The following is an 18,927-nucleotide window of genomic DNA, read 5'->3' on the forward strand; positions in this document are numbered from 1 at the left end:
ATTAATAATGAGTACATCAACCCTGAATACCGATAACTGGATTGCCGCCATGCTGCGTGTCGCCGCGCGATTCGGTAAACCTGCCGATGGCAAAACCCTGCGTCAGCAGATGCGCTGGTTTGAACATCTGCCGGTGTCGCAGCAGCTGGAGCGGCTTTCCGGGCTGCTGGGACTGCATCTGACCATGGTACCGCAGAACAAACTGCGCTGGCGTCAGGAGATCACCCCGGTGGTGCTGGTGCTGGAAAATGCCAGCGTGGCGGTGCTGGAGAATATCGATTCTGACGGCAGCGCACGCTACTGGCTCAGTGAAGGCGGCGATGTGGTGCGTGAAAGCGCCTTATCAGAACTGCTGACGCGCGCGCAGGGCGATGTCGGCGTGATTGGCGTGGCGGCGCGTGGCCGTGATGCGCGTATCGACGAATTCATTCAGCCCTATGAGCCGCACTGGTTCTGGAAAAACTTTCGTGGCATGGGTCGCCGTATTACCGAGATCTCGCTGGCCTCGGTGATCAGCAATGTGCTGGCGCTGGCCGGTATTCTCTTTTCGATGCAGGTCTACGATAGGGTGATTCCGGCGCAGTCGCAGTCCACGCTGTGGGTACTGTTTGTCGGGGTGCTGATCGCCGCAGCCATTGAGTATGTGATCCGGCTGATGCGAACTCAGGTGTCAGACTTAATGGGCAAACGCATCGACCTCAAAGTCTCCGCCATGCTGTTTGCCCGGGCGATGAGCATCCGTAACGAGGCGCGGCCAAAATCGACCGGCTCCTTTATTTCGCAGTTGCGTGAGATCGACCAGGTGCGTGAGTTGCTGACGTCAACCACGGTGGGTGCAGCAGCCGATCTGCCGTTTGTCATCCTGTTCCTGTTTATCATGTCGTTTGTGGGCGGCTGGCTGGTGCTGATCCCGCTGGCGGCGATCCCGCTGATCGTCATTCCCGGCCTGCTGGTGCAGATCCCGATGGCGCGGCTGGCTAAAGAGGGGCTGCGCGAGGGCGCGCTGCGCAATGCGGTACTGGTGGAAACCATCGAAGGGATTGAGGATATCAAGGCGCTTCAGGCAGAACCCTATTTCCAGCGTCAGTGGGAACAGACTCATGAAGTCAGCGCTTCAATCAGCAATCAGCAGCGGTTATGGGGCGCACGCCTTACCGGCTGGGCGTCGACCGTGCAGCAGCTCACCTATGCGGGGATGCTGGTGTTTGGTGTCTATCTGGTGCTCGATTCGCAAATCACCACCGGTACGCTGGTCGCCTGTAGCCTGCTCTCGTCCCGCACCATCGCCCCGCTGATGCAGCTGACCATGGTTTTCTCACGCTGGCAGCACGCCAAAATGGCGATGAAAGGGCTGGATGAGCTGCTGAAAAAGCCGCTCGATCAGCCTGAAGCCACGACACTGGCGCACTGTCCGACGCTTACCGGCCAGTACGATCTGCGCAATGTCCATTACAGCTATGACGAAGAGAATGAAAAGAACGTGCTCAACGTGCAGCAACTGCAGATCAAGCCCGGCGAGAAGATTGCCATTCTGGGCAAAGTCGGAGCAGGGAAGTCAACGCTACTGAAGATCCTGGCCGGTCAGGCGCAGGCCACTCAGGGCAAGGTGATTGTCGATGGCGTCGATATTGAGCGTATCGATCCTGTCGATTTACGCCGTCAGCTCGGCTGGCTGTCGCATGACTCCCGTCTCTTTTTTGGCACGTTGCGGCAGAACCTGATGCTGGGTAATCCCCACGCCAGCGAACAGGAGATGCTGCAGGCGCTGCGCATCAGCGGCGCGCTGTCGCTGGTCCAGCAGGATGCCGCCAGTCTGGATCGCATTATCAATGAAGGCGGACGCGGGCTGTCAGGCGGGCAGCGTCAGATGGTGATGCTGAGCCGGATGATCCTGCGGCAGCCGCAGGTGGTGCTGCTGGATGAACCGACCGCGGCCATGGATGAACAGCTCGAGGAGCATGTGATCCGTCAGCTACAGGGCTGGATCAGTGGCCGGACGCTGGTGCTGGTGACGCACCGCCCGGCGCTGCTGAAGATGGTTGATCGTATTGTGGTGATGGATAACGGCCGGATTGTGGCCGATGGTCCGCGTGACGAGATCCTGCGCCGTGCGACGACGCCAGGGAAAGGAGATGCTGCATGAGTCTGGTTATTGTTGATAAAGATCTTGCCCGTCATGAGCGCCGGACATCGGCAATTATCTGGCTCTGCACCGCCGCGCTGGCGATTTTTCTCATCTGGGCGCACTTCGCCATTCTGGATGAGGTGACTGTCGGCACCGGCAAAGTAACACCCTCCAGCCGCGCGCAGGTGATTGACAGCCTGGACGGCGGCATCGTCAAACAGCTGAATGTGCATGAGGGCGATATTGTTGAGAAAGGGCAGGTGCTGGCGACGCTTGATCCGACGCGCTTCCAGTCCAACTTCGGCGAAGCGCAGGCCAAAGTGCGCACGCTGCGTGCCTCATCCGAAAGGCTTGAGGCGGAGTTGTCGGGCACGCCGCTGACGTTCAGCGCCGAAACCCTGAAGGAGCCGAATCTGGTCACGCGCGAACGGCAACTCTACGAATCGCGTCGTCGTAATCTCACCGAAACCATCAGTAACCTGCAGCAGTCGCTGAAACTGGTACAGGATGAATTGCGGCTGACGGAACCGCTGGTGGCTAAGGGCGCGGCAGGGCAGGTCGAGGTGATTCGTCTGCGCCGTCAGGTCAGCGATCTGCGCGGTAAAATTGATGAGGCGCGTAACGACTATCTGGTGCGTGCCCATGAAGAGCAGGTGAAAAACAATGCCGAACTGGATGCACAACTGCAGGTTGCTGCGGGCAAAGAGGATCAGCTGACGCGTGCTACGCTCTACTCGCCGGTACGCGGCATCGTCAAAGATATTCAGGTCACCACGGTTGGTGGCGTACTGGAGCCAGGCGGTAAGCTGATGGAAATCGTGCCGCTGGAGGATCAGCTGCTGATTGAGACGCGCATCAATCCACGTGATATCGCCTATATCCGCCCCGGTCTGGCCGCCACCGTAAAAGTGACCGCCTATGACTCTTCTATTTATGGCGACCTGCCCGGCGAAGTTGAAACGGTGTCGCCCGATACCCTGCAGGATGAGGTAAAACGCGATCAATATTACTATCGTGTTTACGTTCGTACCCAGAAAGCGGAGCTGACCAACCGTGCCGGACGAAAATTCCCGATTGTGCCGGGTATGGTGGCCAACGTGGAGATTAAAACCGGTCAGAAATCGGTCATGGATTATCTGATTAAACCGCTGAATAAAGTCAAAGAATCGCTGCGCGAGCGCTGAAAATCAGCACCCTCCCCACTATCCGCCTGCTTAATTACGGTGATAAATTAACATGGCGGATATTTCATCATTCCGTGTGCAAAGCGTGCGCAATTTAACACTCTGTGCGGAAATGAGGCGGAGTTAATTTAACCCGCTTAAGAAAGTTTACGCGGATATAACGGAACGGCAAATTTCAGGCAAAAAAATGCCGGACGATTTGTCCGGCGGGAAATAATAAGTTGTACATCTCATTCGGGGAGAATGAAGGTAATAATGGAATAAATGATGATAGCGGGGTCTATTCTATTACCAGATCCCGCAAAAGTTTTATCATTCAGTGCTTCAGAAGTGTCTGATGCAACCTGTTGATAACAAAGAATACAAATTGAGATTGACGATTCGTGCGCTGATTTTTATCGATCCGTGCTGATTATTAGTTCCCCGATATTTACATTAAGAAATAACTGTTTCGATCTGTGAAACACTTTTGGGAATTTAGTAGCATTTTCCTGGTGGATTATTGCCCGTTATAAAACAACAATGGCCTGCCGGCTGAATTTTTAATCATTCAGTTCGCAGTGGCAAATAATAAAGGCACATAACAGAGGGTAATAAAATGAAACGTCGCGTTCTCTCCCTGGTGATCCCTGCATTGCTGGTTGCAGCAGGATCAGCAAACGCAGCTGAAATCTATAACAAAGACGGCAACAAATTAGATCTCTTCGGTAAAGTTGACGGCCTGCACTACTTCTCTGATAACGACAGTTCTGATGGCGACCAATCCTACGTTCGTTTCGGCTTCAAAGGCGAAACCGAAATCAGCAATGAGCTGACCGGTTACGGCCAGTGGGAATATCAGGCTGCGCTGAATAACGCCGAGTCTCAGGGTACTGCTGACAGCTTCACCCGTGTCGGCTTTGCCGGCGTGAAATTTGGGGATGCGGGCTCGTTCGACTACGGTCGTAACTACGGCGTAGCCTACGACATCGGCGCATGGACCGACGTGCTGCCCGAGTTTGGTGGCGATACCTATGGCGCGGATAACTTCATGTATCAGCGCGGTAACGGTATGGCGACCTACCGCAACAATAACTTCTTTGGTCTGGTGGATGGCTGGAACTTTGCAGTCCAGTATCAGGGCAAGAATGGCAACAGCAGCGAATCACCTAATGGCCGTGACGTACTGGGCCAGAACGGCGACGGCTGGGGTCTGAACACCACCTATGATCTGGGTCAGGGCTTCGGCATTGGTGCAGCGGCTTTCCAGTCTGACCGTACCAACGATCAGAACAGCGCAACGTCAGGTATTCTTGGCCGAGGCGATAAAGCGGAAGTGTACACAGGCGGTCTGAAATATGACGCGAACAATGTCTATCTGGCAGCGATGTACTCACGTTCATTTAACGCAACCCGCTTCGGCAGCAGCGACTCTGAAGCCTATGGCTATGCGGATAAAGCGGATAACTGGGAACTGGTTGCACAGTATCAGTTTGACTTCGGCCTGCGTCCATCCCTGGCCTATGTCACCTCACGCGGCACCGATGTTCAGAACTGGGGCAAACAGAATCTGAAAAAATATATCGATGTTGGCGCGACGTACTACTTCAACAAAAACATGTCCACCTATGTTGATTACCAGATCAACCTGCTGGACGATAACGCGTTCACCGACGCAGCCAATATCAATACCGACGACGTGGTGGCACTGGGTCTGGTTTACCAGTTCTAAGCGTTCTGAGTTGTCAGGGAGCGCAGTTACCGCTGCGCTCCTGCATCGCCTTCCGGGCTGAGCGCTTCAGCCTTTTGCCACTTCGTGGGTTCTGGTGCTGTTGTTACCGACGACACAACACTGCCGAATCGTGCACCTTCAAATGCGACACCTGCCAGCGTAAAGGCTGAAAAGCTCAGCCAGTGATGCCATGCTGTTGGCCACTTCTGTGAATTTTTCATTCTGCACCTCTCAGAGATAAACACTGTTTCAACAGTGCAGAATTCATGCCAGCTTTACCGCTCTCACAGCCACAGACGGCGCGCCCGTTTTGGTACACTTGCCGCGCGCGTCAGAGAGGCATTGCCCCAATCAGGTGCAGCCAGGCCTGTTAATGGCGCGGCCGGGAAGGCGTCATATGACGATGACGACGCTGTTCGACCACTTTATAACTTCCGTAAACAAACAAACCCAGGGCAATAACGAGAATCGCATAAATCATCTGTAGCTCCTTACTTTGAATTAATGTTTATCGCCTGTCGGGAGGCGGGGTCAGGATAGATGACCGATGAATGTTCTCGTGATTCAGAAAAAGATTCAACGCTATTTAAGCTAATTTACCCGAAGTTTATGCTTTGTAGCAGAGCTGAATAAAGTGTTACAAGTGAGGTAAGATGCGTTCTCAGATTAATCTGCTGTTTATAGCGATGTTAGCACTGATGTTAGCAGCCTGTGATAAGCCAGCGGCAACAACCGCACTGGTACTGGAAGGAAAAACGATGGGAACCGTCTGGCGTGTAAGCCTGGCGGGAGTAGAGAGCGAACGTAAAGCGGAGCTGCAGCAGCGCATTCAGCAGCGGCTGGACGCGGACGATGCCGAACTCTCAACCTGGAAAGCCGATTCCGTGTTATCGCGCTTCAACCAGAGCCGGGATCTGTCACCGCAGCCGGTGAGTGAAAATATGGCGGATATTGTCACCACCTCTCTGCGAATTGGCCGCAAAACCGGCGGGGCGATGGATATCACCGTCGGGCCACTGGTTAACCTGTGGGGTTTTGGGCCGACGAAACAGCCAGGTCATACGCCGGATGCGGCACAGATCGCTGCCGCCCGGGCGCAGACCGGGTTACAGCATCTGCGGGTGGTGCAGGGTGCAGACGGGCAGTGGCTGCAGAAAGATCTGCCTGACCTTTATGTCGATCTCTCAACGGTGGGCGAAGGCTTCGCTACCGATCATCTGGCGCGGCTGATGGAGCAGCTCGGCATCAACAACTATCTGGTGTCGGTCGGGGGCGCGGTGCTGAGTCGTGGTCTGAATGCGCAGCAGCAGCCGTGGCGGGTAGCAATTCAGAAACCGACCGATCGCGAAAATGCGGTTCAGGCGCGCGTTGATCTGCAGGGACACGGTATCAGCACCTCCGGCAGCTATCGCAACTATTATGAACTGGACGGCAAGCGCATTTCTCACGTGATCGATCCCGTTACCGGACGGCCCATTGAGCATAAACTGGTCTCCGCCACGGTGATCGCCACTACGGCACTGGAAGCCGACGGCTGGGATACCGGATTGATGGTACTCGGCACTGAAAAAGCCAAAGCGCTGGCGATAAAAGAGCATCTGGCGGTCTATCTGATCAGTAAGCAGGGCGATAAATTTGTCAGTTGGATGTCGCCGCAGTTTGCTGCCTTCCTGATCCCCGACAAATCCGGAGAACCCTGATGTTAGATCTTTTTAGTGAAGAGCAACCCTGGCAGGAGCCGCTGGCTGACGGTGCCGTGATCCTGCGGCGTCGCGCGCGCGAAGATGCAGAAGCGCTTTATCAGCAGATCATGACGATTGCGGAACAGAACCCGTTTGCCCATCGCATTACGCCCGGCGGCCATCGCATGTCGGTGGCGATGACCAACTGCGGCGATTTTGGCTGGTCGGTGGATTCACGTGGCTACAATTATCAGCAGCAGGACAACCTCAACGGACGTCAATGGCCACCCATGCCGCCGCTGTTTCGTACTCTGGCACAGCAGGCGGCATCAGAGGCAGGATTTCCTGAGTTTAATCCGGATGCCTGCCTGCTTAATCGTTATGAACCGGGCGCGAAGCTGACGCTGCATCAGGATAAAGATGAGAAAGATCTGCGCCAGCCTATCGTTTCGGTGTCGCTGGGCTTGCCTGCGGTTTTCCAGTTTGGCGGCTTCGAGCGCGGCGACACGACTCAGCGTGTGCTGCTGGAACATGGCGATATTGTGGTGTGGGGCGGGCCGTCGCGCCTGCGTTATCACGGCATCCTGCCGCTGAAGCCAGGCGTTCATCCGCTGGCCGGTCCCTGGCGTTATAACCTGACGTTTCGCCGCGCCTTTTGACCCGCCACGCCGGTCATGGCGTGGTGAGAATAACTATTGCTATCATTTGGCATCCCATTACACTGCAGGCTGTTTTTAGCTGATGGATTGCCTGCATGACGTTGTTAAGCGTTGTTTTTCGCCAGTTCCGCTGGCCTTTTCTTGGGGTGATTGCGCTGACGTTGTTAAGCGCCGTGCTGGGTATCGGCATGATCGCCTTCATAAATCGCGAAATGATTGTCGCCATTAACACCTCCTTTGCGGTATTGCCGCAGTTTCTGTTGCAGCTGGTGGTGCTGATGGCGGTGACGCTGGCCTCGCAGCTGGCGCTGACGATGCTCGGCCATCAGTTTGTCTGGCGACTGCGCGGCGAGTTTATTAAGCGTATCCTCGATTCCCGGGTTGAGCGCATCGAGCAACTCGGCAGTGCGCAGCTGCTGGCGGGACTGACGAGCGATGTGCGGGCGATTACGCTGGCCTTTGTACGCCTGCCGGAGCTGTTCCAGGGCGTCATCATTACGCTTGGCTCGGCAATTTATCTCGCCTGGCTGTCGCCCAAAATGCTGCTGGTGACCAGTCTCTGGCTGGGTGTCACGCTGGTGGGCGGCTGGATGCTGGTTTCACGCGTCTATCAGCACATGGCAAAGCTGCGGGAAATCGAAGATAACCTCTATCGCGATTACCAGACGGTGATTGAAGGGCGCAAAGAGCTGCAGCTTAACCGCTCCCGTGCGCAGCAGGTCTATGACACCGTGTATCAGGAAGATGCCCGCGCCTGGCGTCACCACATTGTACGCGCGGATACTTACCATCTCAGTGCGGTTAACTGGTCAAATATCATGACGTTAGGCGCTATCGGCATGGTCTTTTTTATGGCTAACAGCCTGGGCTGGGCTAATACCGCCGTCGCCGCCACCTTTTCCCTGACGCTGCTGTTCTTACGCACGCCGCTGCTCTCGGCGGTGGGTGCGTTACCGACGTTGCTCAGCGCCCAGGTCGCTTTCCGTAAGCTCAACGCCTTTGACCTCGCGCCTTATCAGCCCGGGTTTCACGCGCCATCCGCCGTCTCTGACTGGCAGACACTGGAGTTGCGCGACGTCTCTTTCCACTATGGTGATAATGGCTTCCAGGTGGGACCAATTAACCTGACGCTGCGCCGGGGGGAACTGGTGTTCCTGATTGGCGGCAACGGCAGCGGAAAATCGACGCTGGCGATGCTGCTGACCGGACTTTATCAGCCGCAGTCCGGCACGCTGCTGCTTGATGGTAAAGCGATCACGGCTGACGAGCTGGATGTGTGGCGCAGCCAGTTCTCGGCAGTCTTTACCGACCTGCATCTGTTTGACCGGTTAATCGGACGGGAAGGGGTTGCGGCTAATCCGGCGCTGGTTCAGCAGTGGCTGGAGCGGCTGAAGATGCAGGACAAACTGAAGATTGAAGGCAACAAAGTGCTGAACCTGCGGCTGTCTAAAGGGCAGAGTAAGCGACTGGCACTGCTGCTGGCGGTGGCGGAAGAGCGCGATGTGCTGTTACTGGATGAGTGGGCGGCCGATCAGGATCCCCATTTTCGCCGCATCTTTTATCGCGAGCTGCTGCCGTGGTTGCAGCAGGCGGGTAAAACGGTATTTGCCATCAGCCATGACGATCATTACTTCATTCATGCCGACCGGCTGCTGGAGATGCGCGAAGGCCAGTTAACGGAGCTGACCGGTAATGAGCGCGACCTCGCCACGCTCGACTCGGTAAAGCGCACTGACACCGGACTTTGACGGCAGCTGGCAAAACTTAGCAGAAAAGCGCACTGGCGTGCTGCGCGTCAGACAGGCTACTTTAGCAATCAGCAGAAACGTCGGTTTCTGCCATCCTGAAACGTCTTCTTTCGTCTGTGTTTACCCCGGCTAAATACTCTTGTTTAGCCGGTTTTTTAAAGCTGATGTGTGACCAGGGTGATGACCTGATTCTCCTGCCACATAAAGTCCGCTTCCAGTAACGTCCCTCTCACAAAATACTCGCCGACGTGCTGAGTCAGCCTCAGCGTGGCACTTTGCTGCGCGAAATCTACCGACACCAGTGCCGCATCCAGAAAATCCATCGGCTGATGCAGTTGTGGCCATAGCGCTTTATATACGCTCTCTTTGAGCGAGAAGAGCAGGGTGGCGGCCGCACTGAAGGAGACGGGCAGCGTCCGCAACAGCTGCTGTTCCTGCTCGTTCATCAGCAGCGTTGCCGTTTCCTGTGCCGTGGTCTCTGACATCAACTGCTCGACATCAACGCCAACGGCGCAGGGCTGATGGGTAGCCGCCACGACGACGACACCACTACTGTGTGACAGTGACGCCTGAATGCCGGCAGGCCAGAGGGGGGATCGGTCAGGAGCGTTAGTCAGAATGAAATCATCAATGCCCAGTTCTGCCATTACTGACCGGGCAAGTAACCGGCTGGCAAGATATTCCGCACGTCTTTTATTGACCGCCTGCTGCAGTCGGGTGGGCAGTTGAATACCCCATTCGACAGCCAGCGCGTCATGGTATTTTTGTGGGTCAAAGTGACTCACCGCCAGCAAAGGATCGCTGTGGTTAAGATGACAGGAAAGGATAAAGCCGCCTGCAACAGGCGGCAGCGGCAGGTCGGGATAGCGCATGCGAAACCATCATCAGAACCCAAAAAGGCATTTAATCAGGCGCGATGGTTCAGGGCAAGCAGCCCGCCGCAATCAGTCGTTGGGAGGAATGGCAAAACTTTTAAGAGAAACAACGAAATGGTGGTGACCCCTGCTGATGCGTGCACCCCGGTCGCACCAGTGGCTCGCCAGACGAAAGAAATCGTCGCTGCCAATGTCATACGCCAGTTCCACTTTGCTAATGCCTGAATGAAGTAACGCTTCTGCATCTTTCAGGCTTTTCGCTTTGATCGCCATAAAAATTATCCGTCAATTTCTGGGGAGTTCAGGGTAGTTATTTTCTGTGACATTTTTGTTTCAGTTTGATGAAAAAGCGCAGCGGGTGGCTACTTTTGTGAGGCGGATCAGGCTTTCTTGCAAGCTTTAACCTGATGATTACATGAGGAATGCTAGCCCCGTTCGGGATTAATCTGAATATTAAGCAATGGGAAGCAGCGACAGAGAAAGGCCGCGTCAGACGCGGCCCTGTGGGTTACTTTTCGTCTGGCGGGGAAGGTTGCTTATCGCCGGACTCAGGTGCTTCGGTTGGATCGTCTTTTTCAATTACCGTCATAAACTCTCCTCTTGTTACCCACTCGTTTTTAAGTATAGATCGGATTGCTGGACGCGCGAGGAGAGTTAAAGTCTGACGACAGAAACGAAAAAAGCAGCCTTTTGGGCTGCTTTTCAGGGAATTTGGTCGGCACGAGAGGATTTGAACCTCCGACCCCGGACACCCCATGACCGTGCGCTACCAGGCTGCGCTACGTGCCGAACACTGGAAGATAAGTCTACTGGTTATCGTCATGAATGCAAGATACCCGCAAACTATTTGCCTGATAATTAATCAGTTAGCGATAAACCGCTTCTCCTCGGTGAGCACCTGCAACAGCAATGCCAGCTCTGGCTTGTGATCTTTCAGCGCGTTGCCCTGCGCATCATAAGCGCGATAGCTGCCGTTGTTGTTGAGCACCAGCGTCACCTGCGGCGTGGTAATGACCAGTTTATTCTCTTCGCTGCTGGCGACCCAGTCATGGCGACGACGCGCTGCAAACAGATCTTCACCCTGCGAGTAATTCACCGGATTGGTCCGCACATGCAGCAGGCGCTGCATCAGCGTCGCCATTACATCCTGATGATCCGAAAGGCGATCAACCGTCTGCGCGGGGGTGTCAGGCCAGTGAATCACTAACGGCACCTGCAACGTCTGGCGGTTTCCGGCACTGTCAGGATTGCCATCCAGCGCCAGACCACGCTGCGCGGTGATCACCACGACGGTGTTCTTCAGCAAATCACGTGCCTGCAGGCTGCTGAGCACCGCGTGAATCTGTTCATCAACAGCCGGAGCCTGACGCAGATAGCTGCGCTGACGCGCTTTGGCACTGTCGCCGGTCACATCAGGGCCGTTCAGGGCGATCCATGAGAACCAGGGCGCCTGTGAATCTTTCTGTTTCTCCAGCCAGTTCTGCCATTGCGCCACGGTGCTGGCGTTGGGCTGACTGTTGGTGGCAGGCAATGAATAATCGGTCAGCAACGCCTGACGGTAGAGCGGCGGATTAAAGCCTTCTGAGGAGAACAAGCCAAACTGATAACCCTGGGTACTCAATGCACCCAGCAGGGCAGACGGCGTCCGGGAGGCCAGAATGCCGTTCATGTAGCTGGAGGAGATACCGTAGAACAGGCCAAATAAGCCTTTCTCCGGCGTATCACCCGCGCTGTAGTGCTGCGTGAAACGCACGTTCTCGCTGGCAAATTGATTGAGTTGCGGCAGCGCTTTGGCCAGCGTGGCGTTGTTCAGACCATCGACGGTCAGCACCAGCAGGTTATTGCGTGTCCCGGCGTCACGGAACGTAATGTCGCTCAGCGGATACTCTACCGCCAGCGCTTCCGGATCTCCCTGCTGAACCAGGCGGCGCTGATACTCCTGCGCATCCAGCAAGCCGTGACGCTCCAGGAAGCGGCGCGCGGTCATCGGATAGGAGAGCGGCAGATTGGCACGCTGCATGGTAATCGGGCGATAGAAGTTGGCATCGGCCCAGATATACATCAGGTGGCTGGCAAAGAAGGCGCTGATAAACAGAGCAGCGACAGGTTTACCAAATGAACGGCGATTGAGGCTGCGCAGCTTCTGCCAGCTCCAGGTCGCAAACAGCATCTCGACCAGGAAAATCAGCGGCACGCTGATAAACATCAGCTGCCAGTCACGCGCCATCTCGCTCTGATCGGGGTTAATGACCAGCTCCCACACCACCGGATTCAGGTGCAGGTGGAAACGGCTGAAGACCGCACTGTCGACCATCACCAGCGTTAACCCGGCAGTAGCGACCACCGCAGATAACACCCGCATCAGCCGCTGCGACATCACCACAAAGGTCAGCGGGAAAATAATCAGCAGATAGGCGGCAAACACGACAAAACTGAAGTGGCCAACCCAGCTGGTATAGGCGTAGATACGCCCCGCCAGCGAAGAAGGCCAGTCGGCGACCAACAGGTAGCGACTGCCTAAAATCAGCGCGAATAAGATATTAAACAGAGCAAACCAGTGCCCCCAACTGATCATCTGGGAGACTTTTTCGCGGTAGCGCTGCCGGTTGGTTACCATATTATGAAGTCAAATCAGCCAATTAATGAGCGTTGTCGTCGCGCACAGATGCCTGAAGGGCATCGGCGAAAGAGCGTGCCAGTGAACGACGTTGCGCCGGAGCGACATCGCTGTTAATTAAGTTGGTCACCATATTTCCCAGTACCATCAGGGAGAGGTCGGTGGGGGCTTTGTCCTTGTGCAGGATTTGGGCCATTTCCGCGAGGAGTTGTTCCACGCGTTCGTCACTGTAGCGTGATGATTGTGCCATATCGTCGTCTAAGCTCATTTCAAAAGGCGATATATTACCGGAACAGCGCACTTTTTACCGCAATTTTATCGAAAGTACCGCGTTCGCTTTCAGCATGGAGTTGAAAGCCGATGCTGGCGGTGTTTGAATACGCGCCTGTGCTAAAAGGAGAGTCTACCATGAGTCTGGATATCGACCAGATTGCCCTGCATCAGTTAATCAAACGCGATGAAAACCAGCTTGAACTGGCGCTGCGCGATTCGCTGCTGCCTGCCACCAACACGGTCAACGCGATGGTGGAGGAGTTACACCGGGTTTACAGCGCAAAAAGCAAAGCCTATGGCCTGTTCAACGCTGAGAGTGAACTGGCAGAAGCGCTGCGTAATTGTCGTAAGGGCAACGATGATTTTCTCGCTTTTAGCCGTGCCGCGACCGGTCGTCTGCGCGACGAGCTGGCAAAATACCCGTTTGCGGAAGGCGGCGTGGTGCTGTTTATTCACTATCGCTATCTGGCGGTGGAGTACCTGCTGATTGCGGTGTTGAACAGCCAGTCCAGCATGCGCGTCAATGAGCAGCTGGATATCAGCAGCACGCATTATCTCGATATCAATCATGCGGACATCGTAGCGCGTATCGACTTAACCGAATGGGAAACCAACCCGGAATCGACCCGTTACCTGACCTTCCTGCGCGGCCGCGTTGGTCGTAAGGTCGCTGACTTCTTTATGGACTTCCTCGGAGCCGAAGTGGGATTAGACACTAAGGCGCAGAACCGCGGTCTGTTGCAGGCGGTCGATGACTACTGCAACGAATCGGAACTGGACAAGCAGGAGCGGCAGAACTATCGCCAGCAGGTTTACAGCTACTGCAACGAGCAGCTGCAGGCGGGCGAAGAGATTGCGCTGGAGGATCTGTCGAGCGAACTGCCACCGCTGGGCGAAAAAACCTTCCAGGCCTTTACCCAGGAGCAGGGCTACGAGCTGGAAGAGAGCTTCCCTGCGGATCGCAGCACGCTGCGTCAGCTGACAAAGTTTGCCGGAAGCGGCGGGGGACTGACCCTGAACTTTGATGCGATGTTGCTGGGTGAACGCATTTTCTGGGATCCGGCCACGGACACCCTGACGATTAAGGGCACACCGCCTAATCTGCGCGATCAGCTCCAGCGCCGCACCAGCAGCAAATAAAAAAGCCGGGCTTAGCCAGGCTCAAACTGCTGACTATCTCAAATCGGGTTTAAACTGGCCGCAACCGAATAATTGCGCAGAGAACACGGGCAGAGGAGGAAAGCGTCCCGCGCCATGGACGGCGCGGGCCGAGCGGCCAGGGAGTGGCATTAGCGTCTTTCCGATCTAACCGTGTTCTCTTCGCTGGCTCAATCTTTCAGCAAAGCCGATGCAGACGTTATCAAACCTAAGTCGGGTTTAGCCCGACTTTGATTCCCTGCCCACGGCGATGATTTGGCTGGCAGCGACAAAATAAAAGGGCCGGTTTCTCAACCGGCCCTTTTATTTTTCAACGTAATTCGCGATTAAGCGCGAACGAAGTCGATGTGGAACAGTTTTGGCTTGAACGGGTGACGCTGAACAGCCTGAACTTTCACTTTAGTTTCTTTACCGTCAACTGACAGGGTCAGAACTTCGTCGTAGAAACCTGGCTTAGCTTGCAGGTTCATTACTGAGTCGTGATCCAGATCGATGGCAACAGCCGCTTCAGAACCACCGTAGATGATGGCCGGGAAACGGTTTGCTGTACGCAGGCGGCGGCTCGCACCCTTACCCTGCTCTTTACGTTCTACTGCATTGATAGTGAGCATTAATATATCTCTTTATTTAATCCTGCTACAGGCGACCCAGTAACAGGCAGGTTATTCAATCCCGCTGATGCACATGCAAAAGCGGGCGGCAGTATAGCCGTTATGCCGGGTGGTAGCAAACGATATACCCGCCAGCCGGGTTTCGGATCGCCTGCGTAATCCATTAACGCAGCTCATTGGCGCGGCGATAGCGACCCTGATAATCGAACATTTTCTCGCGGATCTGCCAGAACTGGCCTTTAGCACGCGCGACGACAAAGTCGGGATGACGCAGCAGGGGCTGCAACGCCAGCACGTCAGCGGCGGTCTGCCAGCCCAGCGGTACGCCGGGCGCGCGCTGATGCGGGCGCATAAAGAGCTGTTCAAACGCTTTACGCTGGGCGGGTGTCTGCAGGCGAAACCGTTCGCTGACGCTGGTGCCTTCCTCATCATGATAAGTTGCCTTCAGCCATTCGCCTTTGGCGTCGCGGCCCTGTTCCAGCGTCATGCCGCCACAGCGCAGCACCAGCGCATCCTTCAGTTTCAGCGCGGCTTTAAGCATATCGTCCGGGTCGACCAGAATTTTGTCGCACTGATGACAGCGCCGGGCGGCAATATCATTCTCTGCGCCGCAGTCGGGGCAACTTTTAAAGCGGAAGCGGAAATCACACTGTTCGCGCTCACCCTCATCATCTTCCAGCACGCCCTGACAGCGTCGGCCAAAATGCTCAATCACCATGCCATCGGCGGTCGCCTTGCCCCAGAAGGTATTGGCGAAACCGCAGGCGGGACAGAAAACCTGAACCGGCTGATTGTCGCTCTTACCTTTAGGCGCGCCGACTTCGGGCGTAAAAAGGTCATGCGGGTTACCGGCGTAATCCAGAATCAGACAGTCGGTTTTACCGGGCGAGAGCCGCAGCCCGCGTCCGACGATCTGCTGGTAGAGGCTCACCGACTCGGTCGGGCGCAGGATCGCAATCAGATCCACGTGCGGGGCATCAAAACCGGTAGTCAGCACGGCGACGTTCACCAGGAATTTCAGCTGCTGCGCTTTAAACGCCAGAATCAGGGCATCACGCTCGCGGGCGGGGGTGTCGGCGGAGACCAGCGCGCTGTTATCGGGCAGCAGCTGCAGAATTTCCCGCGCATGCTCTACCGTTGAGGCGAAAATCATCACCCCCAGCCGATCTTCAGCGAACTCCACAATCTGCCGGATGATATGGGGCGTTACGCGCTGCTGCTGTTTCAGTTCGCGATTCAGATCGGCTTCGCTGAACAGGCCGTTAGACTGTGCCGTCAGGCGGCTGAAATCATACTGCACCACCGGCATATCCAGCCGCTCCGGCGGCACCAGGAACTGGTGCTTGATCATATAGCGCAGCGGCAGCTCATAGATGCAGTCGCGGAACAGCGATTTTTCGTCGCCACGCACCATGCCGTGATAGTGGAACTGATAAATCCAGCCTTTGCCCAGCCGGAACGGCGTGGCGGTCAGGCCGAGTAAACGGAGCTGAGGATTGTGCTGACGCAGATGGTTGAAGATCTGCTGATACTGGCTTTCTTTATCATCGCCGATGCGGTGGCACTCATCGACGATCACCAGCGAGAAGGCGCTGTCGAACAGGTCGAGGTTACGTGCCACCGACTGTACGCTGCCAAACACTACTTTGCGCTGGCTCTCTTTGCGCTGCAGTCCGGCGGCAAAAATATCGGCCTCCAGTCCGTAAGCCTGATATTTGCTGTGGTTCTGTGCCACCAGCTCTTTGACGTGCGCCAGCACCAGCACCCGGCCACGCGCCAGCCGTGCCAGCTCGGCAATCACCAGACTTTTTCCGGCACCGGTTGGCAGCACAATAACGGCGGGCTCCTGATGGCGACGGAAATGCGCCACGGTGGCATTCACCGCATCCTGTTGATAGGGGCGTAAGGTAAAAGACATGTTGCTCACTTTTATAAAACTGGTGGTAATTATGCCATGAAAGGGCGGTAAACGCGCTGTCAGGCTGGCGCGGATCACGTTATACTTCCCGCACATTTTCAACGGTTAACCAGGCCGTTTCAGATTCCCTCCGCAGTAACAGGCAAAACGAATTCATGCGACTCGACAAATTCATCTCTCAGCAACTGGAAATCAGCCGCGCTATCGCTCATCGCGAGATCCGTGGTCAGCGTGTCACCGTCAACGGTGAAGTGGTACGCGACACCGCGTTTAAACTGCTGCCCGACCACGAAGTCGCCTACGACGGCAACGTGCTGCAGATGCTCACCGGCCCACGCTACTTTATGCTGAACAAACCGCAGGGCTACGTCTGCTCAACCGACGATCCCGATCATCCGACTATCCTCTATTTCATCGAAGAGCCAATGTCATTCAAACTGCACGCGGCAGGGCGTCTCGATATTGACACCACCGGGCTGGTGCTGCTGACAGATGATGGCCAGTGGTCACACCGCATTACCTCGCCACGTCATCACTGCGAGAAAACCTATCGCGTCACCCTGGAATCGCCGCTCGGTGACGATACGGCCGCGCAGTTTACCGCGGGCGTGCAGCTCCACAATGAGAAGGACCTGACGAAACCGGCACAGCTGGAGGTGATTACCCCCACAGACGTGCGGCTGACCCTGAGCGAAGGCCGCTATCACCAGGTGAAACGGATGTTTGCCGCCGTCGGTAACCGGGTCATTGAGCTGCATCGCGAACGTATCGGTGACATTGCGCTGGACGACGATCTGGAACCGGGCGAATACCGGGCGCTGACAGAAGACGAGATCGCCAGTATCGGTCTGCCAAAAGAGCTGCAGGCAAAATAACCGGGCGGGCCAGGCGGCCCGTACCTGATTCATTTGTGCAGGAGAGGGTGTGCGTAAGGAAAAGAATTCGCCAACAGGACTGGTTGTCATCCTTGGTCTGTTAGCCATGCTGATGCCATTGTCGATCGACATGTATCTGCCTGCGATGCCGCAGATTGCGCGTGAGTTCGGCGTGTCAGCCGGTAGCGTGCAGATGTCGCTTAACCTCTACATCCTTGGCTTCGCGATTGGCCAGCTTATCTATGGGCCACTGGCAGACAGCTATGGGCGTAAGCCGGTGATTGCACTCGGCACCCTGATCTTCGCCTGTGCCGCCGCGGCCTGTGCGCTGTCGCAGAGCATCGACCAGCTGATTCTGATGCGCTTCCTGCACGGGCTGTCGGCTGCCGCTGCCAGTGTGGTGATCAATGCCCTGATGCGTGACAGTTACTCGAAAGAGGACTTCTCGCGCATGATGTCCTTTGTGATGCTGATTACCACCATTGCGCCGCTGCTGGCCCCGATTATCGGCGGCTGGTTGCTGGTGCTCTGGAGCTGGCATGCCATCTTCTGGGCACTTGCGGGCGCGGCACTGGTGACGACCGTGCTGGTCACTACCCAGATCCGCGAAACCCTGAAGCCGGAGCAGCGACAGCGGTTTCACCTGCGCACTACGCTGGGCAATTTCGTGACGCTGTTCCGCCACAAGCGGGCGTTCAGCTATATGCTGGCGAGCGGCTTCTCCTTTGCCGGACTCTTTACCTTTCTCAATGCCGGCCCCTTCGTTTACATCGAGCTGAATCACGTCTCACCGCAAAACTTTGGCTACTACTTTGGCCTTAACGTGGTGTTTCTGTTTCTGCTGACGCTGATTAACAGCCGCGCCGTGCGCCGCTTTGGTCCGGTGGCGATGTTCCGGCTGGGCCTGCTGATTCAGTTCTGCATGGGGATCTGGCTGCTGCTTGTCAGCGCTTTCAGCCTCGGTTTCCTGCCGCTGGTGATGGGGATCGCGCTGTTTATCGGCTGCGTGTCGATGGTCTCATCGAATGCGATGGCGGTGATTCTGGATGAGTTCCCGCACATGGCGGGCACGGCCTCGTCCCTGGCGGGCACGCTGCGTTTTGGCGTCGGCGCGTTTGTGGGGGCGTTGCTGTCGCTGGTGAGTTTTAACAGCGCCTGGCCGATGGTCGGCACTATCGCACTCTGCGCAACAATCTCTCTGCTGCTCTTTTTCTACGCTTCACGTTCCCGCACTGCGCCCCGTTAATCGGGCGCAGTGGTTTCCCCGCCCTTGTCCGCAGTGATGCACATCTCGCCGGTTTTGTTTCTTACTTGTGAAAACTTTTAGTTAAAAAAGTAACCACAATGCGTCTAAAATGATTGTTAACGGCGTGTGAACGCGGTACATATAGGCTGAAGTGCGATGTAAGTCGCAAAAAATGCGCTTCTGCAATCCGCACGGACGGGCCAGCCATCCCTGTCCTGACTCTGCGGGGATCAACCCGTTTTCAG

17 protein-coding genes and 1 tRNA gene are annotated in these 18,927 nt (G+C 55.8%); 9 read left to right on the top strand and 9 right to left on the bottom strand.

What is annotated here, in order from left to right; genetic code table 11:
- The first annotated feature begins 7 nt into the window (after positions 1-7).
- The 3 genes from EGO56_RS06140 (at position 8) to ompC (ending at position 5,020) form a co-directional block, all read left to right on the top strand.
- The gene (locus EGO56_RS06140; protein ID WP_135908005.1) at positions 8-2,143 is read left to right on the top strand and encodes a type I secretion system permease/ATPase; all 2,136 of its coding nucleotides are present in this window, start codon (positions 8-10) and stop codon (positions 2,141-2,143) included.
- Positions 2,140-3,309, top strand: a complete 1,170-nt coding sequence (locus tag EGO56_RS06145; protein WP_013358550.1) for a beta-barrel domain-containing protein — start codon at positions 2,140-2,142, stop codon at positions 3,307-3,309. The genes EGO56_RS06140 and EGO56_RS06145 overlap by 4 nt, the downstream gene beginning before the upstream one ends.
- Positions 3,310-3,907: 598 nt before the next feature.
- Entirely contained in the window at positions 3,908-5,020 is a 1,113-nt protein-coding gene (gene ompC, locus EGO56_RS06150) for a porin OmpC (protein WP_135908007.1), read from the top strand.
- Positions 5,021-5,046: 26 nt separating this feature from the next.
- Here ompC and EGO56_RS06155 read toward each other — a convergent pair whose 3' ends face one another.
- Complete coding sequence (locus EGO56_RS06155; RefSeq protein ID WP_013358548.1) at positions 5,047-5,241, bottom strand: hypothetical protein; 195 nt, start codon at positions 5,239-5,241, stop codon at positions 5,047-5,049.
- A 149-nt stretch (positions 5,242-5,390) separates the two neighbouring features.
- Positions 5,391-5,501, bottom strand: a complete 111-nt coding sequence (locus EGO56_RS22425; RefSeq protein ID WP_013358547.1) for a hypothetical protein — start codon at positions 5,499-5,501, stop codon at positions 5,391-5,393.
- A 172-nt stretch (positions 5,502-5,673) separates the two neighbouring features.
- On the opposite strand from EGO56_RS22425, the gene apbE reads away from it, so the two are divergent.
- From apbE to EGO56_RS06170, 3 genes are all read left to right on the top strand, one after another.
- Positions 5,674-6,720, top strand: a complete 1,047-nt coding sequence (apbE, locus tag EGO56_RS06160; protein ID WP_135908009.1) for an FAD:protein FMN transferase ApbE — start codon at positions 5,674-5,676, stop codon at positions 6,718-6,720.
- Complete coding sequence (alkB, locus tag EGO56_RS06165; protein WP_135908011.1) at positions 6,720-7,361, top strand: DNA oxidative demethylase AlkB; 642 nt, start codon at positions 6,720-6,722, stop codon at positions 7,359-7,361. The genes apbE and alkB overlap by 1 nt, the downstream gene beginning before the upstream one ends.
- A gap of 95 nt (positions 7,362-7,456) precedes the next feature.
- Positions 7,457-9,109 (top strand): multidrug ABC transporter permease/ATP-binding protein, encoded by a 1,653-nt coding sequence (locus EGO56_RS06170; RefSeq protein ID WP_135908013.1) that lies wholly within the window; start codon positions 7,457-7,459, stop codon positions 9,107-9,109.
- 155 nt (positions 9,110-9,264) lie between these two features.
- Here the strand turns inward: EGO56_RS06170 and EGO56_RS06175 are convergent, their stop codons facing one another.
- From EGO56_RS06175 to EGO56_RS06195, 5 genes are all read right to left on the bottom strand, one after another.
- On the bottom strand, positions 9,265-9,981 hold the full coding sequence (locus tag EGO56_RS06175) for a 4'-phosphopantetheinyl transferase family protein (RefSeq protein ID WP_135908015.1): 717 nt from the start codon (positions 9,979-9,981) through the stop codon (positions 9,265-9,267).
- 72 nt (positions 9,982-10,053) lie between these two features.
- Positions 10,054-10,257 carry a hypothetical protein gene (locus EGO56_RS06180; RefSeq protein WP_003854174.1) on the bottom strand — a complete coding sequence of 68 codons (204 nt, stop codon included), beginning with the start codon at positions 10,255-10,257 and terminating at the stop codon, positions 10,054-10,056.
- 439 nt (positions 10,258-10,696) lie between these two features.
- Positions 10,697-10,773, bottom strand: a tRNA-Pro gene (locus EGO56_RS06185).
- 73 nt (positions 10,774-10,846) lie between these two features.
- Entirely contained in the window at positions 10,847-12,601 is a 1,755-nt protein-coding gene (gene yejM / locus EGO56_RS06190; RefSeq protein ID WP_135908017.1) for an LPS biosynthesis-modulating metalloenzyme YejM, read from the bottom strand.
- 22 nt (positions 12,602-12,623) lie between these two features.
- Positions 12,624-12,851, bottom strand: a complete 228-nt coding sequence (locus EGO56_RS06195; protein ID WP_010248348.1) for a YejL family protein — start codon at positions 12,849-12,851, stop codon at positions 12,624-12,626.
- A 158-nt stretch (positions 12,852-13,009) separates the two neighbouring features.
- On the opposite strand from EGO56_RS06195, the gene yejK reads away from it, so the two are divergent.
- Positions 13,010-14,014, top strand: coding sequence for a nucleoid-associated protein YejK (gene yejK / locus EGO56_RS06200; protein ID WP_013358541.1), 1,005 nt, complete (start codon positions 13,010-13,012; stop codon positions 14,012-14,014).
- Between the two features lie 344 nt (positions 14,015-14,358).
- On the opposite strand, the gene rplY is transcribed toward yejK, so the two are convergent.
- Together rplY and radD are read right to left on the bottom strand one after the other, a co-directional pair.
- Positions 14,359-14,643 carry a 50S ribosomal protein L25 gene (gene rplY, locus EGO56_RS06205; RefSeq protein WP_013358540.1) on the bottom strand — a complete coding sequence of 95 codons (285 nt, stop codon included), beginning with the start codon at positions 14,641-14,643 and terminating at the stop codon, positions 14,359-14,361.
- 163 nt (positions 14,644-14,806) lie between these two features.
- Entirely contained in the window at positions 14,807-16,561 is a 1,755-nt protein-coding gene (gene radD, locus EGO56_RS06210; protein WP_135908019.1) for a DNA repair helicase RadD, read from the bottom strand.
- A 155-nt stretch (positions 16,562-16,716) separates the two neighbouring features.
- Here radD and rsuA point away from each other — a divergent pair, with 155 nt between their 5' ends.
- Together rsuA and EGO56_RS06220 are read left to right on the top strand one after the other, a co-directional pair.
- Positions 16,717-17,436: a 16S rRNA pseudouridine(516) synthase RsuA gene (gene rsuA, locus EGO56_RS06215; protein WP_033783707.1), complete on the top strand. Its 720-nt coding sequence runs from the start codon at positions 16,717-16,719 to the stop codon at positions 17,434-17,436.
- A 49-nt stretch (positions 17,437-17,485) separates the two neighbouring features.
- The gene (locus tag EGO56_RS06220) at positions 17,486-18,682 is read left to right on the top strand and encodes a Bcr/CflA family multidrug efflux MFS transporter (protein ID WP_033733311.1); all 1,197 of its coding nucleotides are present in this window, start codon (positions 17,486-17,488) and stop codon (positions 18,680-18,682) included.
- The last annotated feature ends 245 nt before the right edge of the window (positions 18,683-18,927 follow it).

It is taken from the genome of Pantoea vagans (genome assembly GCF_004792415.1).
Classification (GTDB): domain Bacteria; phylum Pseudomonadota; class Gammaproteobacteria; order Enterobacterales; family Enterobacteriaceae; genus Pantoea; species Pantoea vagans.

Excerpts from the sequence above, each read along its gene's own strand:
- EGO56_RS06140 (WP_135908005.1), top strand. The coding sequence starts at position 8 with ATGAGTACATCAACCCTGAATACCGATAACTGGATTGCCGCCATGCTG.
- EGO56_RS06145 (WP_013358550.1), top strand. The coding sequence starts at position 2,140 with ATGAGTCTGGTTATTGTTGATAAAGATCTTGCCCGTCATGAGCGCCGG.
- ompC (WP_135908007.1), top strand. The coding sequence starts at position 3,908 with ATGAAACGTCGCGTTCTCTCCCTGGTGATCCCTGCATTGCTGGTTGCA.
- EGO56_RS06155 (WP_013358548.1), bottom strand. The coding sequence starts at position 5,241 with ATGAAAAATTCACAGAAGTGGCCAACAGCATGGCATCACTGGCTGAGC.
- EGO56_RS22425 (WP_013358547.1), bottom strand. The coding sequence starts at position 5,501 with ATGATTTATGCGATTCTCGTTATTGCCCTGGGTTTGTTTGTTTACGGA.
- apbE (WP_135908009.1), top strand. The coding sequence starts at position 5,674 with ATGCGTTCTCAGATTAATCTGCTGTTTATAGCGATGTTAGCACTGATG.
- alkB (WP_135908011.1), top strand. The coding sequence starts at position 6,720 with ATGTTAGATCTTTTTAGTGAAGAGCAACCCTGGCAGGAGCCGCTGGCT.
- EGO56_RS06170 (WP_135908013.1), top strand. The coding sequence starts at position 7,457 with ATGACGTTGTTAAGCGTTGTTTTTCGCCAGTTCCGCTGGCCTTTTCTT.
- EGO56_RS06175 (WP_135908015.1), bottom strand. The coding sequence starts at position 9,981 with ATGCGCTATCCCGACCTGCCGCTGCCGCCTGTTGCAGGCGGCTTTATC.
- EGO56_RS06180 (WP_003854174.1), bottom strand. The coding sequence starts at position 10,257 with ATGGCGATCAAAGCGAAAAGCCTGAAAGATGCAGAAGCGTTACTTCAT.
- yejM (WP_135908017.1), bottom strand. The coding sequence starts at position 12,601 with ATGGTAACCAACCGGCAGCGCTACCGCGAAAAAGTCTCCCAGATGATC.
- EGO56_RS06195 (WP_010248348.1), bottom strand. The coding sequence starts at position 12,851 with ATGGCACAATCATCACGCTACAGTGACGAACGCGTGGAACAACTCCTC.
- yejK (WP_013358541.1), top strand. The coding sequence starts at position 13,010 with ATGAGTCTGGATATCGACCAGATTGCCCTGCATCAGTTAATCAAACGC.
- rplY (WP_013358540.1), bottom strand. The coding sequence starts at position 14,643 with ATGCTCACTATCAATGCAGTAGAACGTAAAGAGCAGGGTAAGGGTGCG.
- radD (WP_135908019.1), bottom strand. The coding sequence starts at position 16,561 with ATGTCTTTTACCTTACGCCCCTATCAACAGGATGCGGTGAATGCCACC.
- rsuA (WP_033783707.1), top strand. The coding sequence starts at position 16,717 with ATGCGACTCGACAAATTCATCTCTCAGCAACTGGAAATCAGCCGCGCT.